Origin of the sequence: Nocardia coubleae NBRC 108252 (assembly GCF_001612805.1) — a bacterium.
Taxonomy (GTDB): Bacteria; Actinomycetota; Actinomycetes; order Mycobacteriales; family Mycobacteriaceae; genus Nocardia; species Nocardia coubleae.
Map to the genome: position 1 here is coordinate 1 of NZ_BDBD01000028.1, position 25,511 is coordinate 25,511.

22 protein-coding genes and 1 rRNA gene are annotated in these 25,511 nt (G+C 67.4%); 10 read left to right on the plus strand and 13 right to left on the minus strand.

The annotated features are described in order from the left end of the window. From NCO8_RS28490 to NCO8_RS28520, 7 genes are all read right to left on the minus strand, one after another. A 16S ribosomal RNA gene (locus NCO8_RS28490) occupies positions 1 to 174 on the minus strand; the annotation flags it as partial. A 488-nt stretch (positions 175 to 662) separates the two neighbouring features. Then, positions 663 to 1,949 carry a tyrosine--tRNA ligase gene (gene tyrS, locus NCO8_RS28495; protein ID WP_067644366.1) on the minus strand — a complete coding sequence of 429 codons (1,287 nt, stop codon included), beginning with the start codon at positions 1,947 to 1,949 and terminating at the stop codon, positions 663 to 665. 51 nt (positions 1,950 to 2,000) lie between these two features. Next, positions 2,001 to 2,846, minus strand: coding sequence for an alpha/beta hydrolase (locus NCO8_RS28500; protein ID WP_067644373.1), 846 nt, complete (start codon positions 2,844 to 2,846; stop codon positions 2,001 to 2,003). A 201-nt stretch (positions 2,847 to 3,047) separates the two neighbouring features. Next, positions 3,048 to 3,473 (minus strand): DoxX family protein, encoded by a 426-nt coding sequence (locus NCO8_RS28505; RefSeq protein WP_067644376.1) that lies wholly within the window; start codon positions 3,471 to 3,473, stop codon positions 3,048 to 3,050. Between the two features lie 108 nt (positions 3,474 to 3,581). Continuing rightward, positions 3,582 to 4,205, minus strand: a complete 624-nt coding sequence (locus tag NCO8_RS28510) for a DNA-3-methyladenine glycosylase (protein WP_084457563.1) — start codon at positions 4,203 to 4,205, stop codon at positions 3,582 to 3,584. Between the two features lie 37 nt (positions 4,206 to 4,242). Then, complete coding sequence (locus NCO8_RS28515) at positions 4,243 to 5,121, minus strand: RNA polymerase sigma-70 factor (RefSeq protein WP_210740881.1); 879 nt, start codon at positions 5,119 to 5,121, stop codon at positions 4,243 to 4,245. A 4-nt stretch (positions 5,122 to 5,125) separates the two neighbouring features. Further along, on the minus strand, positions 5,126 to 6,301 hold the full coding sequence (locus NCO8_RS28520) for an NAD(P)/FAD-dependent oxidoreductase (RefSeq protein WP_067644463.1): 1,176 nt from the start codon (positions 6,299 to 6,301) through the stop codon (positions 5,126 to 5,128). Positions 6,302 to 6,459: 158 nt separating this feature from the next. Between NCO8_RS28520 and NCO8_RS28525 the strand changes: the two genes are divergently transcribed. The 4 genes from NCO8_RS28525 to NCO8_RS28540 all read left to right on the plus strand — a co-directional run bounded on the left by NCO8_RS28525 (position 6,460) and on the right by NCO8_RS28540 (position 10,185). Then, entirely contained in the window at positions 6,460 to 7,956 is a 1,497-nt protein-coding gene (locus NCO8_RS28525; RefSeq protein ID WP_067644382.1) for a multicopper oxidase family protein, read from the plus strand. A 73-nt stretch (positions 7,957 to 8,029) separates the two neighbouring features. Next, positions 8,030 to 8,761, plus strand: a complete 732-nt coding sequence (locus NCO8_RS28530) for an ABC transporter ATP-binding protein (RefSeq protein WP_067644384.1) — start codon at positions 8,030 to 8,032, stop codon at positions 8,759 to 8,761. Then, entirely contained in the window at positions 8,758 to 9,513 is a 756-nt protein-coding gene (locus NCO8_RS28535; protein WP_067644388.1) for an ABC transporter permease, read from the plus strand. Before NCO8_RS28530 ends, NCO8_RS28535 begins: the two co-directional genes overlap by 4 nt. Before the next feature lie 51 nt (positions 9,514 to 9,564). Beyond that, positions 9,565 to 10,185 (plus strand): TetR/AcrR family transcriptional regulator, encoded by a 621-nt coding sequence (locus tag NCO8_RS28540; protein ID WP_067644391.1) that lies wholly within the window; start codon positions 9,565 to 9,567, stop codon positions 10,183 to 10,185. A gap of 6 nt (positions 10,186 to 10,191) precedes the next feature. On the opposite strand, the gene NCO8_RS28545 is transcribed toward NCO8_RS28540, so the two are convergent. From NCO8_RS28545 to NCO8_RS28555, 3 genes are read right to left on the minus strand one after another with little or no spacing between them, the layout of a single operon-like run. After that, positions 10,192 to 10,416 carry a Trm112 family protein gene (locus NCO8_RS28545; RefSeq protein WP_067499129.1) on the minus strand — a complete coding sequence of 75 codons (225 nt, stop codon included), beginning with the start codon at positions 10,414 to 10,416 and terminating at the stop codon, positions 10,192 to 10,194. Positions 10,417 to 10,425: 9 nt separating this feature from the next. Beyond that, positions 10,426 to 10,869, minus strand: a complete 444-nt coding sequence (locus NCO8_RS28550) for a GtrA family protein (RefSeq protein ID WP_067644394.1) — start codon at positions 10,867 to 10,869, stop codon at positions 10,426 to 10,428. Next, a complete protein-coding gene (locus NCO8_RS28555) occupies positions 10,866 to 13,097 on the minus strand; it encodes a hypothetical protein (protein WP_067644466.1) in 2,232 nt (743 codons plus the stop codon). Before NCO8_RS28555 ends, NCO8_RS28550 begins: the two co-directional genes overlap by 4 nt. A 214-nt stretch (positions 13,098 to 13,311) precedes the next feature. On the opposite strand from NCO8_RS28555, the gene NCO8_RS28560 reads away from it, so the two are divergent. Together NCO8_RS28560 and rffA are read left to right on the plus strand one after the other, a co-directional pair. Then, entirely contained in the window at positions 13,312 to 14,352 is a 1,041-nt protein-coding gene (locus NCO8_RS28560; protein WP_243750153.1) for a glycosyltransferase, read from the plus strand. Then, the gene (gene rffA, locus NCO8_RS28565; RefSeq protein WP_067644396.1) at positions 14,349 to 15,485 is read left to right on the plus strand and encodes a dTDP-4-amino-4,6-dideoxygalactose transaminase; all 1,137 of its coding nucleotides are present in this window, start codon (positions 14,349 to 14,351) and stop codon (positions 15,483 to 15,485) included. The genes NCO8_RS28560 and rffA overlap by 4 nt, the downstream gene beginning before the upstream one ends. Positions 15,486 to 15,541: 56 nt before the next feature. On the opposite strand, the gene NCO8_RS28570 is transcribed toward rffA, so the two are convergent. Beyond that, the gene (locus tag NCO8_RS28570) at positions 15,542 to 18,499 is read right to left on the minus strand and encodes an AMP-binding protein (protein WP_067499155.1); all 2,958 of its coding nucleotides are present in this window, start codon (positions 18,497 to 18,499) and stop codon (positions 15,542 to 15,544) included. Positions 18,500 to 18,995: 496 nt separating this feature from the next. On the opposite strand from NCO8_RS28570, the gene NCO8_RS28575 reads away from it, so the two are divergent. From NCO8_RS28575 to NCO8_RS28590, 4 genes are all read left to right on the plus strand, one after another. Continuing rightward, positions 18,996 to 20,402 (plus strand): family 2B encapsulin nanocompartment shell protein, encoded by a 1,407-nt coding sequence (locus NCO8_RS28575; RefSeq protein ID WP_067644399.1) that lies wholly within the window; start codon positions 18,996 to 18,998, stop codon positions 20,400 to 20,402. An 11-nt stretch (positions 20,403 to 20,413) separates the two neighbouring features. After that, positions 20,414 to 21,760: a family 2 encapsulin nanocompartment cargo protein terpene cyclase gene (locus NCO8_RS28580; RefSeq protein WP_067644402.1), complete on the plus strand. Its 1,347-nt coding sequence runs from the start codon at positions 20,414 to 20,416 to the stop codon at positions 21,758 to 21,760. Next, the gene (locus NCO8_RS28585) at positions 21,757 to 22,632 is read left to right on the plus strand and encodes a geranyl diphosphate 2-C-methyltransferase (protein ID WP_067644405.1); all 876 of its coding nucleotides are present in this window, start codon (positions 21,757 to 21,759) and stop codon (positions 22,630 to 22,632) included. The genes NCO8_RS28580 and NCO8_RS28585 overlap by 4 nt, the downstream gene beginning before the upstream one ends. A 238-nt stretch (positions 22,633 to 22,870) precedes the next feature. Then, a complete protein-coding gene (locus NCO8_RS28590; protein ID WP_245655543.1) occupies positions 22,871 to 23,242 on the plus strand; it encodes a hypothetical protein in 372 nt (123 codons plus the stop codon). Between the two features lies 1 nt (position 23,243). Here NCO8_RS28590 and NCO8_RS28595 read toward each other — a convergent pair whose 3' ends face one another. Continuing rightward, the gene (locus NCO8_RS28595) at positions 23,244 to 23,975 is read right to left on the minus strand and encodes an aspartate/glutamate racemase family protein (protein ID WP_067644408.1); all 732 of its coding nucleotides are present in this window, start codon (positions 23,973 to 23,975) and stop codon (positions 23,244 to 23,246) included. Further along, positions 23,975 to 25,462 carry an NCS1 family nucleobase:cation symporter-1 gene (locus NCO8_RS28600; protein WP_067644412.1) on the minus strand — a complete coding sequence of 496 codons (1,488 nt, stop codon included), beginning with the start codon at positions 25,460 to 25,462 and terminating at the stop codon, positions 23,975 to 23,977. The genes NCO8_RS28595 and NCO8_RS28600 overlap by 1 nt, the downstream gene beginning before the upstream one ends. Between the last annotated feature and the right edge of the window lie 49 nt (positions 25,463 to 25,511).

Here is a 25,511-nt window from a genome sequence, read left to right on the forward strand (position 1 = left end):
CGTATCCGGTATTAGACCCAGTTTCCCAGGCTTATCCCGAAGTGCAAGGCAGATCACCCACGTGTTACTCACCCGTTCGCCGCTCGTGTACCCCGAAGGGCCTTACCGCTCGACTTGCATGTGTTAAGCACGCCGCTAGCGTTCGTCCTGAGCCAGAATCAAACTCTCCGTTGAAGACTCACGAAACACCCCGAGGGTGAATCAGAAATATCTAACTAGAGTCCGAAAAATCTAGCAAAGCGAACACCAGCAAATAAGATTCGCTGTTGTTCAAAATGTCCAACCTCCCACGACCGGGGGGTACGCGAAGGCTGGAACCAATAATAATATTGGCACTGACATTCATCGACACACTATTGAGTTCTCAAAGAACACACGCACCAGCAGATCACTGAATCTCTTCAGATCTTCCGTTGGGCAACTGTTCCAGCCTAACCACGCTTCCAGGCGATGTCAATCGTTACCCTGGTCACTTGATCTTGGCCTGTCAGGCGCTCTCCGGCTCTTGCGTCCGTGTCGCTCTGACTTCCAATAAGTTACGCGCCGGATAACGCAACGTCAAATCGCCTGGACACCACCGGATCCCCGCAGGTCAGCGACTCGATGGACGCCGCGGAACCGGCCTGAATCACACGAATGTGATTCAGGCCTCCGCTCCTGGATCAGGCTATCCGACGGACACCCGCCATGTTCTTCTTTCCGCGACGCAGCACCAGCCACTGGCCGTGCAGGTAGTCGGTGTCCGACGGGGTCCAGTCGATGTCGGAGATGCGTTCGTTGTTCACCGAGGCACCGCCTTCGTTCACCGCGCGCCGTGCCGCTCCCCGGCTCTCGCACAGGCCCGAGGCCACGAGCAGGTCGACGATGGTGTCGGGCTCGCCGGGCGCGACCTCGGCGACCTTGCCGTCGATCGCGGTCTCGCGCAGGGCCGCGCCGAGCGTCGACTCGGGCAGTCCGCGCAGATCACCACGACCGAACAGGGCCTGGCTCGCCAGTTCCACCGCCCGGGTCTCGGCTTCGCCGTGCACCAGGGTCGTCATCTCGGCGGCCAGCCGCTTCTGGGCCTCGCGTGCGAAGGGCCGTTCGGCGGTGGCCTGTTCCAGCTCGTCGAGTTCTTCGCGGCTCAGGAAGGTGAACCAGCGCAGGTACCGGACCACATCGGCGTCGGCGGTGTTCACGAAGTACTGGTACCAGGCGTAGGGGCTGGTGAGTTCCGGGTCGAGCCAGAGGCTGCCGCCGCCGGTGGACTTGCCGAACTTCTTGCCGTCGGCCGAGGTCACCAGGGGGACGGTGAGCGCGTGCACGTGGGCGCCGTCGACACGCCGGTTGAGTTCGACGCCGGCGATGATGTTGCCCCACTGATCCGAGCCACCGACCTGCAGTGTGCAGCCGTGTTCACGGCGCAGCTGCAGGTAGTCGTTGGCTTGCAGCAGCATGTAGCTGAACTCGGTGTAGGAGATGCCTTCGCCTTCGAGACGCCGTTTGACGGTGTCGCGGGCAAGCATGACGTTCACCGAGAAGTGCTTACCGATATCGCGCAGGAAGTCGACGGTGGTGAGCGGCCCGGTCCAGTCCATGTTGTTCACGATCACCGCGCCGGTCGGCGAATCGTCCAGGTCGACGAACCGCTCGAGCTGGCCGCGAATGCGCTGCGCCCATTCCGCGACCGTGTCCGTCGAGTTCATGGTGCGCTCGCCCACGTCGCGGGGGTCGCCGATGAGGCCGGTCGCGCCGCCGGCGAGCACGATCGGGCGGTGACCCGCGCGCTGGAAACGCTTGAGCGCGAGCAGCGGGACGAGGTGGCCCGCGTGCAGACTGGCGGCGGTGGGGTCGAAGCCGGCATACAGCGTCAACGGCTGCGCGGCCGCGGCTGCGCGCAACTCGTCGAGGTCGGTGGACTGCGCGATCAAGCCGCGCCAGGTCAGTTCGTCGAAGATGTCGCCGGTCACGAGGATCTATCTTTGCGCATCGCGTCGGCCGGGCGCACCCCGGTTATGACCTCAGGTCCGGACGCGGGTGATCCAGGCGATCAGCTCGGCTTCGACCTCGTCGCGGTCGACTTCGTTGAGCACCTCGTGCCTGGCACCGGCGTAGACCCGGTAGGTGAGGTCGGTCAGGCCCGCGTCGCGGTAGCGCTGGACCAGCAGTTCGCTCAGTCGCAGTCCCGCGTTGAGCGGGTCCTGGTCGCCGACCATCACATAGACGGGCAGGTCGGGGCGCACGACCGGTTTCGCCAGCCGCTCGGTGGCGACGGCAGCCAGCTCGCCGAGGTTCGTCGGGTCGATGGCGAAGCCACACCAGGGATCGGCGATGTAGGCGTCGACCTGGGTTTCGTCGCGGCTGATCCAGTCGGCGTCGGTGCGGGTCGGCTGGAATCGGGCGTTGAAGAAGGCGGTCAGGTCGCCGCCCGCCGCGGCCATCTCGGCGAACAACCCGTCGACGGCGGTCGACCCGCAGAGCACGACGTCGTCGACGAGGTCGGCGTGATCGAGGATGTACTGCTGCACGGCGAAGGATCCGAGACTGTGCCCGAAGAGGGTCACCGGCAGGCCGGGATGACGTTCGCGCAGGATCCCGGTGAGCGCCACCAGATCGGCGACGAGCAGGTTCCAGCCGTCGGGGCCCAGCTCGCCCGCTACCTCACCCATGCTGAGGCCGTGGCCTCGGTGATCGTCGGCGTAGACGGCGAAGCCGAGAGCGGACAACCGCTCGGCGAGATGGCCGTAGCGCTCGGAGTGTTCGCCCATGCCGTGTGCGATCTGCACGATGCCCTGCGGTTCGGTGTCCGACGGCAGCCAGCTGCGCACATGGATCTCGGTGCCGTCGGTGCTGGAAAAACTGAACACGGGCGCTCCTGGGATGCGATCTCGAACCGGTCCCTGATCGTCGCACCTGCGTGGCGCGCGCCACAGTGGCTTCGCAGACGAGATCCGCGCCGACACTTTGTCTCCCGCGACCGAACCCACCATTCGGTCGCGGGATCACCCTGAACATGCCGAGATCACCGGACTCGGTGTCCGGTGATCGTCAGCGTGTCGGGGTGTGGCTCATCGCGTCAGCGCGGTGATGGTGGCGCGGCGTTCGTAGGCGATCCAGGCGAAGATCGCGGCGAGCACCAGCGGGAAGATCGCCATACCGGGCAGGTCGGCGATGAATGCCTGGGTGGCGGCGGCGAGCACGGTGAGCACGGAGAGGCCGACGGCAGCGAGACCGCTGAGTCGCGGCACCATGAGGCCGATACCGCCCGCCACCTCGACCACGCCGATGAAGATCAACAGGCCGAAGGGGATGGTGAAGTTCGCGGCGCCGTTCTCCATCAGAGTGTTCGGGATGACGAGCTTGGGGCCGCCCGAGGCGATGACGAAGAACAGGCCGAGCACGATCTGCAGAGTCCACAGGACGCGGTTGCGGATCTTGCCGGGGCGGTAGGTGGCGGCGGAGGTGGAGTTCGCGGAAAGCGTGGCGGTGGTCATCTTCTCGTCCTTCTGGTCGGTCGCGCTCGGTGGGTAGCGCGTTCAACTGATAGGACGGACCGTCGCCGCAGAACTCATCGCTGTCGGCGAAGAATTTCGAAATCCCTGCTAGATCGCGGGTTTGGTGGCACGCGGACTGCGCCGGTAGGTCGAGACGGCCGACGAGCCGGGCAACCAGAACCGCCAGGGCACCTCGGCGGCCAGGCTCACCCCCACGCGCGGACCCGAGGCGATCTCGTCGAGCGGCACCGGGGGCTTCAGCTCGAGCCGCACCTGCGAGAACGGGTCGAACAGCTCGGTTCCGTAGTCGGACAGGCTGATTCCCAGCGCACTGCCCACATTGCCCGGCCCCCGCGCAAGGTCGGCGTCGGTGCGTGCGGCGGGCCTGCGGTCACGGGCGATCTCGGCCCCCTCGACCACTTCCCCGGCCCGGACGAGCACCGCGCACGCGACACCGTCGAAGCCCGCGGTCACGTTGACGCACAGGTGAATTCCGTACGAGCGGTACACGTAGAGCCGCCCGGCGGGGCCGAACATCACCGCGTTGCGCGCGGTCGGTCCCGGCCACGAGTGCGCCGCCGGATCCGGCCACGGCCCGGTCGCATCGCTCCCGTAGGCCTCGACTTCCACGATGCGCATCGCCACCGGCCCCGACCTCAACACCGATCCGAGTACCCGGCACGCCGCGGCGGCCGGGTCGACAGCGAGTTCTTGAGCAGACACGACGCCCATTCTCACCCGCAACAATCCGCGCGGGCGCCACACCCCGTCAGCCGAGCAGGTCGCGACCCTGGTTCAGGCCGGCGAGTTTGGTCGGGTTGACCTGGAAGCGCAGGTTCTGGATCCGGCCGTCGACCAGGTCGAAGGTGAAGGCTGCACCCGGCGTGCCCGCGAAGGTGATCAGTGCGCCGAGTTCACCGTTGATGTCGGTGGCGGCGAGTTCGGCGCCGGTCGACGACGGTATGTCGAGCACGCCGAGGATCCAGCGCGCGACATGATCGGGGCCGTGCAGGGGGCGGCGAGCGGCCGTGACGATGCCGCCGCCGTCGGACCAGCAGGTCACATCGGGAGCGAGCAGGTTCATCAAGGCGTTCAGGTCGCCACCGGAGCAGGCGGCCATGAACTGTTCGGTGACGCGGGCGCGAGCGGCCTTGTCGGCGTCGAACCGGGGGCGTCGTGATTGGACGTGACTCTTGGCGCGGTGCGCGATCTGGCGGATGCCCGCCTCGGAGCGGTCGAGTGTTTCGGCAATCTCGGCGTGGGAGTAGCCGAACACCTCGCGCAGCAGGAAGACCGCCCGTTCCACCGGGGTCAGTGTTTCCAGTACGACGAGCATGGCGGTGGAGACGGTGTCGGCCAATGCGGTGTCCTCGGCGATATCGGGTGTGGTGAGCACCGGCTCGGGCAGCCACGGGCCGACGTACTTCTCGCGGACGGCGCGGGCGCTGGTGAGCCGGTTGAGTGCGAGATTGGTGACGGTGCGGACCAGGTAGGCGCGGGGGTTGGCCACCGCCGACCGGTCGGTCTCGTGCCACTTCAGCCAGGCGTCCTGCAGGACGTCCTCGGCGTCGGTGACGGTACCGAGCATGCGGTAGGCGGTGGCGAACAGCAGCCTGCGATGGTCGACGAACGGGTCGTGCTCCTGCATGTGCTCAACCATGACGGACGAGATCGCGGGTCGCCGCGCCGCCCTTGGACAGCTGCACATCGACGGGCATCCGCTTGGTCACCTTGATCGCCGGTACGGGGGTGCTGCTGACCATTTCCTTGTAGGTGCGGGCGGCCCAGCCGGTGAGGTAGAACCGGCCGGGGGAGTCGTCGGCGCGGGTGAACTGGATGACGGCGGCGCGGCGTCCGAGGCTGACGGGCTGGTGGAAGTAGCCGAAGCGGAAGGGACGCACAGTCTTTCCGCGCAGCTCGGCGGCGATCGCATCGGCGGCGTAGGTGGCCGAGGGCAGGCCGCTCTGGCAGGTGCCGTGGATCCGGCCCCACGGTTGACGGATCGCGGCGGCGTCACCGATGGCGCGGATCGTGGGGTGCGACAAGGATTTCAGTGTGGGTCCGACGACGATCAGCCCGCGTTCGTCGGTCTCGATCCCGGACTCGGCGGCCAGGGGTGACACGCGCACGCCGCTGGTCCACAGGGTCAGATCGGTGGCGATTCGTCGGCCGTCGGCGAGGACGACGGAATCGGCGGTCACCTCGGTCACCCGCTGACCGATCTCCCGCACGATGCCGAGCCGGTCGAGCACGGTGTTCAGGTAGGCGCGGGCTTTGGTGCCCATCATGGCGCCGAGTTCGCCGGAACTGACGAGGGTGACGCGCACGTCCGGGTGGCTTTCGGCGATCTCGGTGGCTGCCTCGATCCCGGTGAGGCCACCGCCGCACACGGTGACGGTGCGGCAGGCGGCCACCCGGCGCGCGAAGTCGTGCGCACGCCGGGGGTCGTTCAGTGTCCAGGCGTGGTCGGCGACGCCGGGGACCACGGAGGTGTCGGTGCTGCTGCCGAGGGCGTAGATCATGTCGTCGTAGGTGATGTCGCCGAATCCGTCGACGTACACGCGGCGGGCGTCCGGATCAATGGCGGTGGCGAACCCCTGGACGAACCGGATTCCGGTGCCGTCGAGGATCGTCGGGATGTCGTGGTGTGCCAGTTCCTGACCGGCCGCGATCTGGTGCATCCGGAGCCGTTCGGTGAACCGGGCCGATGGGTTGACCAGGGTGATGTGGACGTTCGTCTTCCTGGTGCGACGGGCCATGCGGACGGCCGCGAGCAAGCCGGTGTAGCCGGCGCCGAGGACGACGATGCGGTGCGTGGTGGTGGTCATGTCCTGCTCCTTCTCGGTGAGGTTGTGCATGGGACAAGACAGGAGCGTCGAACGTGACAACCCGTCGAAGTGACCCGCATCACAGCACCGGAAAGTCAGGGTCCGAATGGGTGACGCTCCCGATGTGACGGCGGGTCGGGCAGACCTAGCGTCGTGGCATGCGAACTCTCCGCCGGCTCCTCCTCGGCATCTGCGCACTCGCGATCGCTTTCGTCACAGTGATCGCGAGCGTGGTGACGTGGACGTGGTCGTCGGCCGACGTATCGACGGTCGGCACAACAGAGTTCACGCGACCGCTGAACATTCCGCCCCTGGCCGACAGCACCATCCATGCCGACGGGACCAGGGTCTTCTCCCTGGACATGCGCACGGGGACAACCGAATTCGAGGCCGGTCGAGCCACCGAGACATGGGGATTCAACGGCAGCTATCTCGGGCCGACATTGCGCGCGAACCGTGGCGAGAAGGTCCGGGTGCGGGTGCGCAACGAGTTACCCGAGGCGTCGACCGTGCACTGGCACGGAATGCACCTGCCCGCCGAGATGGACGGTGGACCGCATCAGATGGTCGACCCAGGCGACATCTGGACGCCGGAATGGACAGTGGCACAACCCGCTTCGACACTCTGGTACCACCCACATCCGCACGGTGAAACCGAAGACCACGTGCGGCGCGGACTCGCGGGCATGTTCCTCGTCGACGACGGACCCGCACCCGCCCTGCCGAGCACCTACGGCGTCGACGACCTGCCGGTGATCGTGCAGGACGTGCGGTTGCGCGACAACCGGCTCGACGGCGCGCACAAGATCTTCCGCAATGCCGGCTTCCTCGGCGATCGGACGATGGTCAACGGCACCCTCGACCCGTACCGCGAGGTGGGCGACGAGCTCGTCCGGTTGCGGCTGCTCAACGCCTCGACCGCGCGGGTCTACACCTTCGCCTTCGACGACACCCGCCCGTTCGCGCTGGTCGGCACCGACGGCGGGCTACTCGAACGGCCGGCGACTCTCGATCGGGTGCGGCTCTCGCCTGGCGAACGCGCCGAGATCGTGGTTCGGATGCGACCGGGTGAGCGCACCGTATTGCGCAGTGGTCGACTGGATGTGGGCATGGACTTCTGGGGAAACCGATTCTCCGGTGGTGACGACAGTTTCGACGTGCTCGAGTTGCGGGCGGCCGAGACCCTGAGGCCCTCGAAGGACGTCCCGGAATACCTTGCCGCGCAAACCATTCCGAACCCCGCAGACTCGGTGACCGAACGGCGGTTCGAGCTCGCCGGCATGGCGATCAACGGAAACGCGATGGCCATGGACCGCATCGACACCGTCGTCACCCGGGGCGCCACCGAGACGTGGGCGGTGGCCAATGTCGACGGCCAGCCACACAACTTCCACGTCCACGACGTGCAATTCCGGATCACCGAGTACAACGGCGGCCCGCCACCGCCCGAACTGACCGGCGCCAAGGACACCGTGTTCCTGCCGCCGAACACGACAGCGCGGCTGGTGCTGCGTTTCGACGGACCCGCCGATCCGGACACGCCGTACATGTACCACTGCCACCTGCTGTGGCACGAGGACCAGGGAATGATGGGCCAGTTCGTGGTCGTCGAGCCCGGTCAGGCCGCCGCGACACTCCCGGGTCACGAGCACTGACCCTTGCCGTGTCGCCGGTGCGGAGTTAAATTCATCGAGTAGTGAATTCAACACTTGATGAATTGAGGCGACCATGTCGCGCACCGCATCACCACCCGCCGTGGAAGTGGTAGGACTGACCGTCCGCCGAGGTAAACGCACAGTGCTCCACGGACTGGACCTCCAGATCGAGCCGGGAACCATCACCGGGCTGCTCGGGCCGTCCGGATGTGGCAAGACCACCCTGATGCGCAGCATCGTCGGCACCCAGCTGGTGGAATCGGGCACGGTCACCGTCCTGGGCGAAGCCGCGGGTAGCGGCGGGTTGCGACACCGGGTCGGGTACGTCACCCAGGCGCCGAGCATCTACGCCGATATCAGCGTCCGCGACAATGTCGCCTACTTCGCGGCGCTCTACGGGCGCGACCGCGACGACACCGAATCCGCCCTCGCCGCAGTCGGTTTGACCGATCACGCCGACCAGCTGGGCGACGAGCTCTCCGGTGGGCAGAAGACCCGCGCCTCGCTGGCGTGCGCACTGGTCGGCAAGCCCGAGCTGCTGGTTCTCGACGAACCGACCGTAGGCCTCGATCCGGTGCTGCGGGTGGAACTGTGGCAGCGATTCCGCGAATTGGCCTCGGCGGGAACGACCCTGCTCGTCTCGAGTCATGTGATGGACGAGGCCGAACACTGCGACCGGCTGCTGCTGATGCGCGACGGCGAGCTTGTCGCCCAGCTCAGCCCCGCCGAACTGCGGGAACGCACCGGCGAACAGAATCTCGAAACGGCGTTCCTCGCCCTGATCACGAAGGGAACGCGGGCATGAGCACTCCCTACACCGCGACCACCGGCAGGATCCTGCGACAGCTGCGCAACGATCACCGCACCGTCGCCATGATCCTCGTCGTCCCCGCCCTGCTGATGACGCTGCTGTACTTCATCTATCAGGACACACCACAGGCGCCACACGCTCCCCTGACCTTGTTCGACCGGGTAGGCATCACCATGCTCGGCATCCTTCCGTTCATCGTGATGTTCCTGATCACCGCCATCGCCATGCAGCGCGAACGCACCTCCGGCACCTTGGAACGGCTGCTCACCACTCCCCTGCGCAAACTGGATCTGCTCGCCGGATACGGCACCGCGTTCTCGCTGGCAGCCGCCGCGCAAGCCGCCGTGGCCTGTGTTGTGGCGTTCTGGCTGCTCGATCTCGAGGCAGCCGGTAGTCCGGGGTGGGTGATGCTGATCGCCGTGGTCGACGCGGTGTGTGGGGTGGCGCTCGGCCTGCTCGCCAGCGCTTTCGCCCGGACGGAATTCCAGGCGGTGCAGTTCATGCCGGTGATCGTCGCGCCGCAGATCTTCCTGTGCGGCTTGCTCGTTCCGCGCGATCGGCTGCCCGGCTGGCTCGAGGCGATCAGCGATGTGCTGCCGTTGAGTTACGCCGTCGACGCGCTCCAAGAGGTGTCGACCAATGCCGAAGCCACCGCGACGATGTGGCGCGATATCGCCGTCGTTGCCGGGTTCGCGGTTGTGGCACTGTGTCTTGGCGCGGCGACGCTGCGCAGACGCACGCCGTAGCGGAGCACGGCGCGGAGCGGGTCCGCACGTCGGTCGGTGAGGAGTCCTGGGATGAGCGCGAAGAGATCGCCCGGCACACGGTCGGGGCGACGGCCGGGCAATGTCGACACCCGGGCGGCGATCCTCGACGCCGCCCGCGCGCGCTTCGCGGAGGCCGGGTTCGACAAGACCTCGATCCGCGCGGTTGCCGCCGCCGCGCAGGTCGACCCCGCCCTCGTGCACCACTACTTCGGCACCAAGCAGCAGCTGTTCGCGGCCGTCGTCGAATTCCCGGTCGACCCGGAAGCCACTCTCGCCATTGTGGATTCGGCGCCGCTGGACGAGCTCGGTGCGGCGATCGTGCGCGCGGTGGTCGGGATATGGGACTCACCCGCCGGGCCGGGCATCGTCGCCATGGTGCGCAGCATGCTCACCGGCGACGCCGACATGACCCGCACATTCCTGCTGAAGGTGGTGCTGGAACGGGTGCGGGCCCGGATCGCGCGACCGGACGACGACGGTCACGCCCGTGTGTCACTGGCGGCCGCTCAGATGATGGGTGTCCTGATCGCGCGCAAAGTGATCTGTGTGGAGCCGCTTGCCTCGATGCCGCTCGACGCGGTCGTCGAGGCGGTCGGGCCGAGTATGCAGCGGTACCTGACGGGCGCGATCGATGCCGCTCAGCCGTGCTGAACCGGCTCAGGATTCGGCGAGGAAGAATTCGTGTTCGGCGTCGGTGACGTCGCGGGCCTCGTCGATCAGCAGCACCGGGATGCCGTTGTCGACCGGGTAGGCGCGACGCAGGCGGGGGTTGTAGAGCACGCTGGCACCGGCTTCGGTGCGCACCAGCTGCAGCGGGCCCTTGTCCTGGGGGCAGGCCAGCAGGCCGAGCAGAGTTGCGTCGATGGTGGATTCGTGCGCCATGTGCCTAACCTACCGCGCCCGCCGGAACGAGATGTAGCGGTGTCCGAAGAAGCTGAGTACCGCGACCAGACCCATCACCACCACCGACGCGGGTTCGGCGGGAAACCCGAACGCCTTCACCGCGAGTTCCACGAGCACCACGTTCAGCACGAGCCCACCCGCGTTCACGCCACAGAAGGCGACGAAGTCACGCAGGAGTCTGCCGCTGACCCGGAATACCAGGGTCCGGTGCAGGACGAACGCCACCACCGTGCTCACCGCGTACGCGGCGACGACGGACAGGCCGGGGCGGTCGTCGCCGAGCACCTGCAACCAGCACACGACGAGCACCATGCCGAGCAGCGTGTTGAACCCGCCGACGATCGCGAAGGCCAGTTCCTGACGTTTGACGATCCGCAGCAGTGGGCCCGGCGTGGCGAGCACGCCGTCGGTGGGGACCGCCTCGGTGGTCATCGCAGCGCGTCCGCGAGTTCGGCGTCGCCGTCGGGGATGGTTTCCGCGGCGGGCGCTTCCTGTTCGGGTTTGCGGCCGCGCACGTACAGCCACTGGAAGAACGCGACCCCGAGCAGGCCCAGGCCGATCGCGGCACCGCCGATCTTCCAGCCCGGCGGACGCCAGGTGAGTTCGAGTGCGGCATCGGTGGTTCCGGCGGGGATGTCGACGGCGACGAAGCTCTTGGCGACCACCTTGAACGGGATGTCCTTGCCGTCGAGGCTCACCCGGTAGCCCGGCCAGCCCAGCCGCGCGAACACCACCCGTCCACCGTTTTCCGAGCTCACCCGCACCTTGCTGGTGGTGTCGCTCTCGGCGGTGGAGACGGCGGTCGCGTTCTCGACGGCCGAGATGCGGCCGTTGCGGGTGGAGATCAGCCCGTTCTCGCGTTCGAGCACCGCGATGTACTTCTCGTGGCCGGGGTAGTCGACCCACTTCCAGCCCGTCGGGGCCGGTTGGGTGGCGGCGTCCGGGTAGAGGGCGCGGTGCAGAACGACCCGGTCGACGTTCATCAGGTCGACCACGGTCTTGCCCGTGGACGGCTCGACGGCGAACGCGCGCCGGTAGGCGTCGGGGCAGACGCTGGTGTCCCAGCGCATGCAGAGCATGTCGCCGAACCAGTAGTGCCCGTTCGGGGTGTAGCCGCTGACGTAGGTGCGTTCGATGTCCTTGGCGTAGTTGCCGAACACCAGCGACCCGTAGGCGCCGTCGAGGGTGCGCTCCCCCGGCGGGATCAGGGCACGGTCACCGAGTTGCAAGGTGGTGCCCGCGAATTCGGGGAACGCGGCGCGGGCGGCGGCCCGGTCGCTCGGCAGGTTCCAGCTCATGGGTGTCGGCTGGGCGCGCTCGACCTGGATGTAGGCGATGGGGAACACCGCGATGATCGCGAGGGCGACCGCGGCGGTCGTGCTCTTCTGCACCGCCAGCCACACCACGGCCGCACCGAGCGCCGCGATCGCGAGCGCGGCGATCACGTGGGCGATCCAGTTGTGCGGGTCGGCCGAGAACGACCGCACCCACAGCAGTCCGATCAGCACGGCCGCCGCGATGCCTCGCGCCCGCCAGTCCTTGAAGGTCGCGAACCGGCCGAGCAGCACACAGACCAGCAGCAGCAGGCCGAGCGCGACCATCGGCAGCACCCGGGCAGGCCAGCGCAGCGGGCCGATGGTGCCGGGACCCGCGGTCCACATCAGTGCGGCGATGGCGAACACCGCGATACCGGTGAGTTCACGCCACGCACCGCGCGCCCGGTTCCAGTCCACGAATGCCAGTGCCGGAACGAGGAACCAGGCGATGTAGACCACCGGCATCGACTGCACGTAACCCCACCACGAGGTGAACGCGGGCAGCGTGGAGGGCAGGCTGGCGTTCAGCGACTCCGACCACGGGACGGTGAGGAACTGGTCGTTGTTGATCTGGGCGGTGCCGCGCCAGGTGACCTTCGCCGACAGCATGCTCGGCAGGTAGGTGGCCAGCCCGGCCAGCGCGGCGAGGCCGGAGACGAACAGCAACCGCAGCGTCGGTCGCCAGGTCCGCTGGTAGACCAGTTCGCCGACGGCGACCGCGCCGATCATCAGCCCGGCCTCGACCGCCGGGAAGATGTACTGCACCGAAATCGCCAGGTACAGATACACGAAAACGGGGATCGGGCCGCCGTTTCCGCGCGCGTAGCGCACACCGGACGCCCACGCGTGCACCATCCACGCGGTGCCGGTGAACGCCGTCATCCAGCTGGCCTCGTCGAAGAACAGCAGCCAGCCCGTGAACGGGATCGACACACCGGCCAGCGCCGCCCACTGCACGCGCGAGCCGTAGACCAGGCAGATCCGGTAGACACCGAGCCCGAGAATGATCGCGAAAATCAGCTTCACCACGGTCGCGTAGAGCACGAGGTTGTCCACCGAGGGCGCGATCAGATCGATCAGCAACTGCGGCGGATTCAGCAGGCCCGCTTCCTCGATGGCGTAATTGCCCGCCATCCAGTGCTCGGGAACCATCACCGGCAGGTCGCCGTCGCGCAGCCGGTTGCCGAGCATCACCCACAGCGGCACGTACTGCGATTCGGTGTCGTCGGTGTAGAAGTGCCGGACGTTGGCGAGTAGCACCGCGCCATAGCCCGCGATCACGCCGAGGGCGGTGATCAAGCCCCAGATGTAGACCGAACGTCGGGACGGGTTTCTACTTTCCACCACGAGCACCAGACCCTACAGGCATCCCCGCGTGACAGCGCCTCGCACAGCCCGATCCGGCACCGCCGACCCGTCACCGTGCGGTGTTAGAGTGCCCACACCCCTCGCCTGCCAAGACACCGAAAGTCGACCCATGCCGCTTCCCACCGCACATTCGTCCCGGTCCGGCGCTGTGCCACGCGCGGGCGCCGCCGAGCGCAACGGTTCGCATCCGGTGCATTCGGTGTCGGTGGTCGTCCCCGTCTACCGGGGTGAGGACACGATCGCCGCGCTGGTCGCCGAACTGGACGGGCTCACCGGGCCGAGCACGACCCCGTCGGGTGCGCGGTTCGCGGTGGAGGAGATCATCCTCGTCCATGACAACGGGCCGGATCGCTCCGATGTGGTGCTGCAGGAACTGGAAGGCTCCTACCCGCAGGTGCGCGCGGTGTGGTTGAGCCGCAACTTCGGTCAGGACGCGGCGACCATCGCGGGCATGGCGGCCGCGCGGGGCGACTGGATCGTCACGATGGACGAGGACGGCCAGCACGACCCAGCCTTCATCGCCGACTTCCTCGACGCGGCACTGGCCTCGCGTGCGGATCTCGTCTACTCCAAGCCGTCCAACACCCGCCCGCACGGCTTCCTGCGCAACCTCACCTCGCGCGGCGCGAAGATCGTGCTGGCCACGGTGTTCGCCTTCCCCGATTCCACCCGGTTCGAGAGCTTCCGCCTGATCCGGGGCGATATCGGCCGTCAGCTCGCCGAGGTCGCGGCCAACGGCGTGTATCTGGATGTGGCGCTCACCTGGGTGGTCGGTAATACGGTCTCGGTGCCGGTGGTGTTGCGTGCCGAGGGCCGCGACGAGTCCGGCTACAACTACCGTCGCCTGTTCTCGCTGTTCTGGAAGATGGTGTTGTGCAGCGGAACTCGTGGCCTGCGGCTGGTGAGCATGCTCGGAGTGAGCCTGGCACTGGCCGGTGTCGCGATGGCCGCGTTCATCGTGGTGCAGGCGCTCACCCAGGACAATCACGACCCCGAGGGCTGGGCGTCGATCATCGTCGTGCTGCTGCTGTGCTCGGGCGCCACCCTGTTCTCGCTCGGCCTGATCGCGGAGTATCTCGGTGTGGCCCTGCACATCCTGGTCGGTAAGCCGCTGTACCTGACCGTGCAGACCCCGACACCGCGCCCGGATACGATGCACGCGCCGGTCTCCAACCATCGAGTCGACGTCGCGGTGCCGGCAGCCGTGACGGACAAGGACCTCCGCGAGTGAACGACCGCATCATCTTCAGCAGGCCGTTCCGTGCCGCCGCCGAGCGCGCCAACCTGTCGGCCGTCCTCGATTCCGATCACAGCCACGGCGACGGCCAGTTCACCAGGTCGGCAACGGCCAAGATCAAGGCCATCACCGGCGCCGAACACGCGCTGCTCACCACCTCGTGCACGCACGCGCTGGAACTCGGTGCGCTGCTGCTCGAACTCGGCCCCGACGACGAAGTGATCGTGCCGAGTTTCGCGTTCACCTCGGCCGCCACCGCGATGGCGCTGCGCGGGTCGACCTGTGTGTTCGTCGACATCGACGACGCGACCGGCAATATCGACCCCGCCGCGGCCGCCGAGGCGATCACCGAGCGCACCAAGGCGATCGTGGTGATGCACTACGGCGGTGTCGCCGCCGACATGGAACCGCTGCTGGCACTGGCCGCCCAGCACGGTGTGGCGATCGTCGAGGACAACGCGCACGGCCTCGGCGGAACCTGGCGCGGCAGGCAACTCGGCACCATCGGCACGGTGGGCACCCAGAGTTTCCACGACACCAAGAACGTCCATTGCGGCGAGGGCGGCGCGCTGCTGCTGTCGGACGAGATCCTGATGGGTCGCGCCGAGATCATGCGTGAAAAGGGCACCGACCGAGCCCGTTTCCTGCGCGGGCAGGTCGACAAGTACTCGTGGCAGGACATCGGTTCCAGCTACCTGCCCAGCGAACTCAACGCGGCGGTCCTCGACGCGCAACTGGCCGAGTTCGACACCATCCAGGCCGCCCGCCACCGGGTGTGGGACACCTACGCGGCCGCGCTGCCCGACTGGGCCGCCGCCAACGACGTGCGCCCGATGACGGTGCCCGCCGACCGTGGCCACACCGCGCACCTGTTCTACCTGCGGATGCCCACCGAGGACAGCCGCGACGGGATCATCGCGCACCTCGCCGAGCGCGGGATCGTCGCCCCGTTCCACTACATTCCGCTCGATTCGAGCCCGGCGGGGCTCAAGTACGGGCGCACTCCGGTGCCGTGCACGCGGTCGGCGGAGTTCTCGGCCACCATCGTGCGGTTGCCGTTGTGGCCGATGCTCAGCGAGGCGCAGCTCGGTCGCGTCATCGATGCCGTCACGGAGTACCGCGTCTAGGTTTCGGAAATGACGAAGGCCGCCCGGTTCGCCGGGCGGCCTTCGTCGTCGATGTGTCAGTCGCCGCCGAACAGTGCCGCCGCGCCCGCGTCGGTGAGCACCTCGTAGGTGTCGGTCTCCCGGTTGTAGATCCAGGTGCCCGGCCCGGCCTTCGGGTAGCCGGCCGCCTGGACCGCCGACGCCGAGGGCCGGAAGCTCGCGCTGCGCGGGATCTCCTCGACCACGTAGACCAGGTCGGGCCGCTGACTGCGGTCGAGCGCACGCATCGCCTCGGTGACATCGCCCGGTTCGATCCGGAACCCGTCGCGTACGCTCAGCGCGGCCGCGGCAAGGGTGCCCGACGGGGTCGGCAGGGCGAAGGCCACCTCGAGGTCGACCGGGGTGATGTCGTTGAGCACGTCGACGATCGGCTGGGTGAACACCGGACCACGAGCGGTGCGGATCACCGTGTCGCGGCGGTCGACGAGCCAGTAGTCGCCGTCGCCGTCGCGGCGGAACAGATTCTCCGTCGGCCACCAGGCGTCGCCCGCGCGGAACACCCCGCGCAGTCCGCCGTCGGAGATGTCGCCGCCGTCGACGGCCTTGCCGAGCAGCAGGCCGGGCTCGTTGTCGGCGCAGCGCCGGGCGAAGCCGTCGTCGCCGACGAGGATCTGCTCGCTGACCGGGTCGTAGGCCACCAGTTCCACCGTCGCGGTGCCGGGAACCGGTCTGCCCTTGGCACCGATCTTGGCGCCGGTGACATTGGCGAGCACCACGTCACCGTCGATGGAGGCGTAGAACTCGAGCACCCGCGCAGGCGGGAATTGCTCGATGGTCCTTCGCCACAGCCCCTTGGGCATACCGGAGCCGATGAACAACCGGATCGGATGGTTGTACCCGGCCGGGAAGACCTGCGCGTCGAGCAGATCGCGCAGCATGGTCCAGGTGTAGGTGACGACGGTGACGCCGTAGCGGTGCACCTCCTCGGCGAACCGGCCCGGGTCCATGTCCACCGGCCTGGCCAGCGCGATGCGGCTGCCGCCCGCGATCGCGCCACCGAGACTCACCAGCAGGCCGGACGAATGATGCAGTGGCGCAAGGCAGTACACGGTGTCGCGGCGGTCGAGGTCCGCGGCGCTGGCGGTACCGAAGGCGGACAGGGCCCAGCGGTGGTTGGTGATGTACTTCGCCTCGAGCCGGTCGCCGGTGCCGAGCACCAGCACGAAGGCCAGTTCGCGGGCGAGGCCGGGGTTGGGCCGGTACCACGCGGGCACGCGAACCGTATCGGGGTCGATCTGTTCGAGGTCGATCACCCGGTCGCTCGTCGGCACCGCGAGCCGGCGCTGGTCTCCGCCGCCGAGCACGAGCACCCGGGCGTTCGTCCCGGCGGCGGCACGCAGGTTCTCCGGGTCGGTGACGAGGGTCTTCACGCCGGTGAGTTCGATGGCCCGATCGAGTTCGGCGCCGGGGGCGAGCAGCACGGCGACGGCACCGAGGCGCGAGAGCGCGGCCACCGAGGCCAGCGCGCTCGGGCGGGTCTCCATCACGATGCCCACCCGCATGGCGGGCCGGATACCGACCGAGATCAGGCCGCGCACCACATTGTCGACCCGCTGCTCGACGGCGGCATTGGTGTGCACGCGGTCGTCGAACAGGACCAGGTCCTTCTGGGGCGCGCGCCTGGCGTGTTCGCTGAGCAGTTTGCCGAGGGAGATGCGGGTGTGCGGCTGGATCATGCCCAGGCGGGTCAGGCGCGGCAGTGCGCGCGCCGCCTCGCCCGCCATCTCGATGGAGCCGCGAATCGTGCTGCCCGCGACCCCTTCCAGCGCCTTGCCGACCCCGGCGCCCGCCTCGGCGAGGCTGGCGGCGGTGTGCACCATGCGGGTGGCCGCCGTGCGCGGTGCGTTGCCCGGCACGTGTTCCTGCATCGGGACGATGGTCTCGGGCAGCGGGCCGTGACCGTCCATCCAGGCGATCCAGTCGCGCACCATCGGCCACGTGTGGTTGGTGGCGGTCGAACCGGCGACCAGACCGAAATGCCCCGCGACGAGGCTGGCCTCGTACACCTCGGCGTGCGGCGCGGCACGCACGATGCCGCGCACGGCGGCAGGCTGGCCGATGTCGTCGACCTCGCCGACGAAGGCGAGGATGGGGCACTTCAGTTCGGCGAGCGAGACAGGATGATCGCGGATCACGAAGCCGCCGAGCATCATCCGGTTGTGCGCCACGAACTGCTTGAGCAAGTCGGCGACGGCGGGCCCCGCGTATCCGACCCAGCCCTCGCTGTTGAGGAAGCGACGCTGACGCTCCTTGGGCAGCAGCGCCTCCCGGTCGTGCAGCTGCAGCAGGAAGTCGATGCGCGACTTCGCGGTCTTCACCGGGTCGAGCATCTGGAAGCCGAAACGCACCATCGATTCGGTGATCGGCAGCCGGTGCATCACGTGGTCGGCCAGGAAGTCGGCCACCTCGGACACCAGACCGTAGGGCAGCCCGAACGGCATGCCTGCCACGATGTCGACGGGGCTGCCGAAGGTGACGATGGAGGCGACGCCCTTGCCGTAGCGGTAGGCGGTGGTCTGGTAGGCGAACATGCCGCCCTGGGAGTAGCCCATCAGGTGCACCTGCGCACCGGTGGCCTCGCACACGGTGTCGATGGCGGAGTTCACGGCAAGCACGTGATCGGCCAGGTCGCGTTCCCAGCCGCCCTCCTCGGTGGCGGGGGAACCGAAATCGATGACCCAACAGTCGATTCCGCCCGCGTTCAGAATCCCGACGGCACCGCCCGCCGCGTTCACGTCCCAGATGTCGGCGTTCACCATGAGCGGTGGAACCAGCAGCGCCACCGGACGACCGGGTGTCGTGTCGTCGGGGAAGTAGTGCCGCAGGCGGTACATGCGTCTGCGTTCGACGACCTCGAACGGCGAGGACTCGACGTCGTGCGCCAGTCCGCCGAAGCGGATCACCTCCAGCCCGTTCTGCGCGGTAGCCAGCAATCGCTGCACCGACCCGACCACACCTTTTGGACTGATATTCACCGTTCCCACCTGACCCTACTGACTGTGATGCACCTCACACACCCCGATGTGCTCATATGAGCTAACCACACCGGACCTCCATTATGTGTCGGCTGTGACAGGCCGCATGTTGCGGCGTTTCATGTCACACCACGCCGGTCGGGGGCCCCTTCGTCACCGGCGCGGCCGCGGTCCGAAACGAGCGTGTTGCGGAGCCGGAAGTCCAGGTGTTGGGCCGGCCGTTCACGGACACCGCCATGTCCGCAATCGCCTATCGCACAAGGGATCTCCCGGTCAGGACCCGATTTTTCGCGAACGTGCGCGATCACGGCCTCCAGCACCTAACATCGTTGTCGTCCGGAACGCTCTGCCGCACATCACTTTTCGTGCAACACGTTTCACACGCCGGGTTCGCCCGCGCAGGACCATTCGCATTCGCTTCACCAACGTCCCAACCTGTCGTCGCGCGACGACAGGTCGATCGGCCGTACCCGAATCCACTCGAGGTGAGGATGCTATGACCATCGAAATGCCGCTGCCCACAGACAATTCCGTACGCAAGAGCCTGTCCACCACCGCAGCACAGAAGCTCACCCACACCACCAAATCCGAGCCGCAGATGCAGGGCATCAGTTCGCGCTGGCTCTCGCGCGCACTGCCGTGGGTGCAGGTGGCGGGCGGTATCTACCGGGTCAACCGAAGGCTCACCCATACCGTCGGCAACGGGGAGGTCGAATTCGTCGTCGACGGCGCCCGGGCCAGGGTGATCCCGCAGGAATTGCGCGAACTGCCGCCGCTGCGCGATATCGACGACGACGACCTGTTGCGTCCCCTCGCGGACAGTTTCGTGCAATACGATCTCGACCCCGGAACCGTGCTCGCGGAATTCGGGAATCCGATGGATCAGGTCATTCTCGTCGTCCACGGGAAATTGGCCAGGATCGGTTCGGGTGAATACGGGGAGGCCACCAAACTCGGTCTCCTGTACGGCGGCGACTATTACGGCGAGGAGATGCTCACCGACCCGTCGGCGATCTGGCCGGACACCGTGAAGACGGTCACCAAAACCACCGTCCTCTGCTTGCCGAGGCAGGAATTCGAGCAGTTCCTCGAATCGACACCCGGCCTGGCGCGGATCCGGGCGGATACGTCGGCCGCGTCTTCCAGGAACCAGAATTCCAAGGGCGAGGCCGATATCGAGATCGCCTCGGGGCATTCCGGGGAACCGTTGCTCGAGGGCACCTTCGTCGACTACGACGCCAGTCCGCGCGAGTACGAACTGAGCCTGGCCCAGAGCGTGCTGCGGATCCACACCAGGGTCGCCGACCTGTTCAACGACCCGATGAACCAGGTCGACCAGCAGCTGCGACTCACCGTCGAGGCGCTCTACGAGCGTCGCGAACACGATCTGGTGAACAATCCCGACTTCGGCCTGCTGCACAATTGCGATCTCAAACAGCGCATCACCACCGAATCCGGCGCACCGTCCCCCGACGACATGGACGAATTGCTCAGCATGCGCCGTGGAACGAAATTCTTCCTCGCCCACCCGAAGGCGATCGCCGCGTTCGGTCGTGAATGTTCGCGCCGCGGCCTGTACCCCGACCCGGTGGAATTCCAGGGCCACCGGGTGCCCGGCTGGCGCGGTGTGCCGATTCTGCCGTGCGGCAAGATCCCGATCAGCGAAACCCAGACCACCTCGATCATGGCGATGCGTATCGGCGAGAAGGACCAGGGCGTGGTCGGACTGCATCAGACCGGCATTCCCGACGAGTACGAGCCGAGCCTGAACGTGCGGTTCAAGCAGATCGACGATCAGTCGATCATGTCGTACCTGGTGAGCTGCTACTACTCGGCGGCGGTGCTGGTGCCCGACGCGCTCGGTGTGCTCGACGACGTCCTCGTCGCGCGCCGGGCCGACTGAACGGTCGGGCCATGTCCCTGCTCAGCAGAGCCGCCGCTCCCCCGGCGGCCGACGACCTCGCCGCGACGGTCGTTGCCCTGTTACACGGCGCGTCAGCCCCGGCCGACGTGTTCGCGGGTGCGTCACCGGTCGCCCGACCCTTCGCGCTCCACTCGAATCGCGGCGCGGAGCTCATCGGCCGTGTGCCCCGGCTCGCGGCACCCACCTCGGCGGCGCGGAGCGGCACGTCCGATGTGGTGAGCCCGCCCGCCGCGCACCGGCTGCGCGGTCCGACCGGTCTCGGCACGTCGGGCCTGCAGGTGTCCCTGCTCGCGAACCGCACCACCGAGCAGCCCGAAAGCGGTGGAAGGCAAGACATCCCGGCGCTCTACTGCCCGCCGCCGGAACGTGACGACCCCGCCCTGGCCGAAGCCGTCAATGTCGGACTGCTCGCGTGGGCCGCCGAGATCGGCCTGTACGAGGGCCGCCTCGACGAACTCGGCAAGGCCGATTTCGGCAGGCTCATCATGCTGGCCCATCCCGACTGCGACGACCCCGATCTGCTGCTCGCCGCGGCCCGCTGCGCCGTCGCCGAATGGTCGGTCGACGACTACTACTGCGAGGAGGACGCCCCTGGCGACACCGCACCCGACGGCACCCCGTCCAGCGCCGCCGCCGAACTCGGGCCACGGCTCGAACTCGCCGCCGCCGCCATGGACCCGGCGCACCTGCCCATGCGCTACGCGCCACGGCTCGAACAGGCCATGCAGGCCGACCCGATCCTCCGCGCGTTCCGCACCTCGTTCGCGCACCTGGCGGGGTACGCGAGCGACGCCCAGCTGGCCAGGCTCCGGACCGAGATCGCGGGCTGGTTCATCGCGCTCGGCGCCGAGGCCGGCTGGCGGGCGGCGGGGCGGATGCCGCCGGTGTGGGAGTACCTGACCAACCGGCAACCGCACAGTTTCCTGCCGTGTATGGCGCCGATCGACGCGGTCGGCCGCTACGAACTCGGCGCCCCCGAGTACACCGACCCGGCCGTCCGGCGGGTCGTCACCACCGCGGCCCTGGCCGCACAGATGGTCAACGATCTGTATTCGATGGCACGCGAAGACCTTTCGGGCGGGCGGGAGTTCAACCTGCCGACCGTCCTCGCCGCCGAGGAGGGGTGCAGCCGGGCCGATGCCGTGCTGCGCACCGCCGAGATCCACGACGAACTCATGCACCGATTCGAACGCGAGGCCGCACCCTTGGCCGCCGCGGGTTCACCGCAATTGCGCCGATTCCTGACGGGCCTGTGGGCCTGGATGGGCGGCAACCGCGCCTGGCACGCCGACAGCCGCCGGTACCACGACACCGCACCACGAGAGGACGACCGATGACCATCGCGAACGCCCACACCGACAGCTCCGTGCTGCGCACCACCTACCAGCGTTCGGTCGCTGCCTACTGGAACAACAATCCCAACGACGACCGGGTCAACACGAAGCTCGGCGAGGTGGACGGCCTCTACCACCACCACTACGGCATCGGTGAGCCCGATTGGTCGGTGATCGAAGGCCCCGAGGACACCCGGCAGGAGCGCCTCGTGCGGGAACTGCACCGCCTCGAGACCGCCCAGGCCGATCTCCTCCTCGACCACCTCGGCGCCATCACCCCCGCCGACCGCCTGCTCGACGGCGGTTCGGGTCGCGGCGGCACCAGCTTCATGGCGGCCGAGCGCTTCGGCTGTTCGGTCGACGGGGTGAGCATCTCCGAGTACCAGGTCGGTTTCGCCAACGACCAGGCCGTCGAACGCGGTGTCTCCGATCGGGTGCGCTTCCACTTCCGCAATATGCTCGACACCGGTTTCGACGACGAGTCGGTCCGGGCCGTGTGGACCAACGAGACCACCATGTACGTCGATCTGTTCCCGCTGTTCGCGGAGTTCTCCCGCGTGCTGGAACCGGGCGGGCGCTACGTGTGCATCACCGGCTGCTCCAACGATGTGATCGGCGGCCGGTCCGCATCGGTGAGCTGGATCGATGCCCACTACGGCTGCATGATCCACCCGCGCAGCGAGTACTTCCGTGCGCTGTCGGAGAACGGTCTGGTGCCGACCACGGTCATCGATCTGACACCGGACACGATTCCGTACTGGGATCTGCGGACGCATTCGGAGCTCGCGACCGGGGTGGAACAGCCGTTTCTCACGGCGTACCGGGAGGGAAGCTTCCAGTATCTGCTGATCGTGGCGGACAAGGTCGCCTGCTGACCTCTGACCGACCTGCCCTCGGAGTGCCCGGTAGTCGCCATCGACCACCGGGCACACCCGTTCCCCTCCTTGCCGTCTTTTCCCGGCCATGCCGGGTGAGCTGCACTCCTAACACAACTCCCGATAGATGCGTATATCTACATTAAACTATGCCTCTGACTTCCTTGGCTAACTCACAGGCTCGCCACAGTCGCAAGCCAGGCCACGGGAGCACTCTCGATAGGGAACGTTTCCGCAGATGGTGAGTGAGGTAGCGATGGTCGAGCTCGAGGTCGACAACGACACGGTGACGGTCCATGTACTCGGTGGGCATCGGCTGCTCGCACTGCGCCAGCAGGTCGTGATCGACCGTGCCGCCATCACCGAGATCACCACCGCCGAGGTGGATCTGCGGCCACCATGGGTCCGCGCTCCCGGTACCTTCATCCCCGGCGTGATCGCCGCAGGTGTCTATCGGGGCAAGGGCCGGAAAGAGTTCTGGGACACCACTTTCGACGGAAACGCGGTCCGCATCGACCTGAACGGACCCGACTTCACCCGCCTGGTCGTCGACGTCGACAACCTCGACGCGGTACTCGACGCCCTGACCGGTGAGCTGGCCGACGCCTGACCTATTCCGACCCGAACGATTCCAGCAGCCCGGTATAGGGCTTAGCCGGCGGTGTCGCGAACTCGCCCCTCCCCGACTTGCGCAGTCCGAGGGTGAGCAGAGATTGCACGGTCGACGTGGCCGCCGCGACACCGTCGATCACCGGCACGCCGATCTCCGCCCGGATGTGCGCGCACAGGTCGGCCATTCCGGCACAGCCCAGGACGACGGCGTCGGAACCGTCGGCCAACACCGCCGCCCGGCACGCTTCGGTCACGACCTTGCGTGCGTCCGGGTCGGTGTCCAACGCGAGTACAGGTAGTTCGCACGCGTGCACTCCGTAGCAGAACCGTTGCAGCCCATAGTGTTCCGCTAGATCCATTGCGCGGCCCCTGGTGCGCTGGAGGGTGGTCACGACACTGAACCCCCGCCCCAGGTGAGTCGCTGTTCGCATCGCCGCCTCCGCGATCCCGATCACCGGTCCGGTCGCGACCTCGCGTGCGGCGTCCAGGCCCGGATCACCGAAACAGGCGATGACGTAGCCGTCGACACCGTCGGCCTCGCCTTCCCGAATGGCGGCCAGCAGTCCGGGAACGCTCATCGCCTCGTCGTAGTGGCTTTCGATCGAGGCCGGTCCGGTCGCGGAGGTGACCGCGTCGAGCACGGTGCCCGCGCCGACGACGGCCCGGGCGCACCGCTCGATCGTGTCGGTCATCGCCCGGGTGGTGTTCGGATTGACGACCCGGATTCGCATCAGGCGAGAACCTCCGGCCGGGTCCTGCGCCTGGCTGCGGTGAGCAGGTAGTAGGTGGCGAAACCGAGGCCGCAGCCGATGAACCAGCTGTACTGAGCCGCGGTGTGCATGCCGGGCAAACCGTTGGCCAGCACCGGGAACACCGCGACGCCCGCGCCGACCGCCGTGGCGACGATCGCGGCAGGGTGGTAGCCCTTGCGGTAGTAGTAACTGCCCTGTTCCGACATGGTGAAGAGGTCGTCGACGATCACATTCTGCTTGCGCACCAGGTAGTAATCGCAGATCAGCACGCCGAACAGCGGTCCGATGAAGGCGCCGAGCACCTCGAGCGTGTAGTGGATCACCTCGGGATTGTTGTAGAGGTTCCACGGCGTGATCAGGATCGAACCGACCGCGGCGATCATCCCGCCCGCGCGCCAGCTGATCCGTTGCGGGCTCACATTGGAGAAGTCGAACGCGGGCGAGATGAAGTTGGCGACGATGTTGATACCGATGGTGGCGATGGTGAAGGTGAGCGCGCCGAGCACGATCGCGAACGTGGAGTCGATGCGGGCGACGGTCGCGACCGGATCGGTGATGAGCTCGCCGTAGACGGGCACCGTCAGCGAGGCGGTGACCACGACGAGCAGGGAGAACAGCAGGAAGTTCACGGGCAGGCCGAGCAGGTTGCCGGTCTTCACGGCCGGAAAGCTCTTGCCGTAGCGGGAGAAGTCGCCGAAGTTGAGCATCGGACCCGAGAAGTAGGACACCACGAGGGCGATCGCGCCGAGCATCACCGGCACCGACGCCCAGCCGGTGTAGGTCACCTCCCCCAGGTTCAGGTCGATGGCGCTCCAGCCGGCGCGCGAGATCAGGTAGCCGCAGAGCACGAACATCACGACATACACGGCGGGACCACAGAAGTCGATGAACTTGCGGATGGATTCCATCCCCCGCCAGAACACGCACGCCTGCACCACCCACAGCAGCAGATAGCTGCCCCAGCCCAGCGCCGACAAACCCAGGAAACCGTAGTCGGCGGTGACGGCGTACGGCGCCAGACCCGGAAACAGTTTCACTAGAACGACATCCAGGGCGGCAGAGGCAAGGAAGGTCTGAATTCCGTACCATGCCACCGCGATCAGACCGCGAATGATGGCCGGGATATTGGCACCGAGCACACCGAACGCGCTCCGGCAGATCACCGGGTACGGAACACCGGTCACCTGGCTCGGTTTGGCGACCAGATTGCAGAAGAAGTAGACGATGACGATGCCGATCAGCAGGGCGACGAGAACCTGCCAACTCGCCAGACCGAGCGCGAAAAGGCTTCCCGCGGTGACGTATCCGCCGACGCTGTGCACGTCCGACATCCAGAACGCGAAGATGTTGTAGGTGCCCCATGTCTGCTTGCGCAGCGGTGCGAGATCCTCGTTGGTCAATCGTGGATCGTAGGCGGGCGGATCAGTGGCGGGCGCACCGGCGGTGACGGTGATGATATCGGTCATGGTCGTTCCCATCCGAAGGGTTCAGCTGCTGCGATGACCGTAGGTTTGG

Coding starts and splice junctions, on each gene's coding strand:
- NCO8_RS28580 (WP_067644402.1), top strand. CDS start 20,414: ATGTCCCTGCTCAGCAGAGCCGCCGCTCCCCCGGCGGCCGACGACCTC.
- NCO8_RS28525 (WP_067644382.1), top strand. CDS start 6,460: ATGCGAACTCTCCGCCGGCTCCTCCTCGGCATCTGCGCACTCGCGATC.
- NCO8_RS28545 (WP_067499129.1), bottom strand. CDS start 10,416: ATGGCGCACGAATCCACCATCGACGCAACTCTGCTCGGCCTGCTGGCC.
- NCO8_RS28585 (WP_067644405.1), top strand. CDS start 21,757: ATGACCATCGCGAACGCCCACACCGACAGCTCCGTGCTGCGCACCACC.
- NCO8_RS28595 (WP_067644408.1), bottom strand. CDS start 23,975: ATGCGAATCCGGGTCGTCAATCCGAACACCACCCGGGCGATGACCGAC.
- NCO8_RS28520 (WP_067644463.1), bottom strand. CDS start 6,301: ATGACCACCACCACGCACCGCATCGTCGTCCTCGGCGCCGGCTACACC.
- NCO8_RS28510 (WP_084457563.1), bottom strand. CDS start 4,205: ATGGGCGTCGTGTCTGCTCAAGAACTCGCTGTCGACCCGGCCGCCGCG.
- NCO8_RS28550 (WP_067644394.1), bottom strand. CDS start 10,869: ATGACCACCGAGGCGGTCCCCACCGACGGCGTGCTCGCCACGCCGGGC.
- NCO8_RS28575 (WP_067644399.1), top strand. CDS start 18,996: ATGACCATCGAAATGCCGCTGCCCACAGACAATTCCGTACGCAAGAGC.
- NCO8_RS28515 (WP_210740881.1), bottom strand. CDS start 5,121: ATGCAGGAGCACGACCCGTTCGTCGACCATCGCAGGCTGCTGTTCGCC.
- NCO8_RS28535 (WP_067644388.1), top strand. CDS start 8,758: ATGAGCACTCCCTACACCGCGACCACCGGCAGGATCCTGCGACAGCTG.
- NCO8_RS28540 (WP_067644391.1), top strand. CDS start 9,565: ATGAGCGCGAAGAGATCGCCCGGCACACGGTCGGGGCGACGGCCGGGC.
- NCO8_RS28590 (WP_245655543.1), top strand. CDS start 22,871: ATGGTGAGTGAGGTAGCGATGGTCGAGCTCGAGGTCGACAACGACACG.
- NCO8_RS28505 (WP_067644376.1), bottom strand. CDS start 3,473: ATGACCACCGCCACGCTTTCCGCGAACTCCACCTCCGCCGCCACCTAC.
- NCO8_RS28600 (WP_067644412.1), bottom strand. CDS start 25,462: ATGACCGATATCATCACCGTCACCGCCGGTGCGCCCGCCACTGATCCG.
- NCO8_RS28530 (WP_067644384.1), top strand. CDS start 8,030: ATGTCGCGCACCGCATCACCACCCGCCGTGGAAGTGGTAGGACTGACC.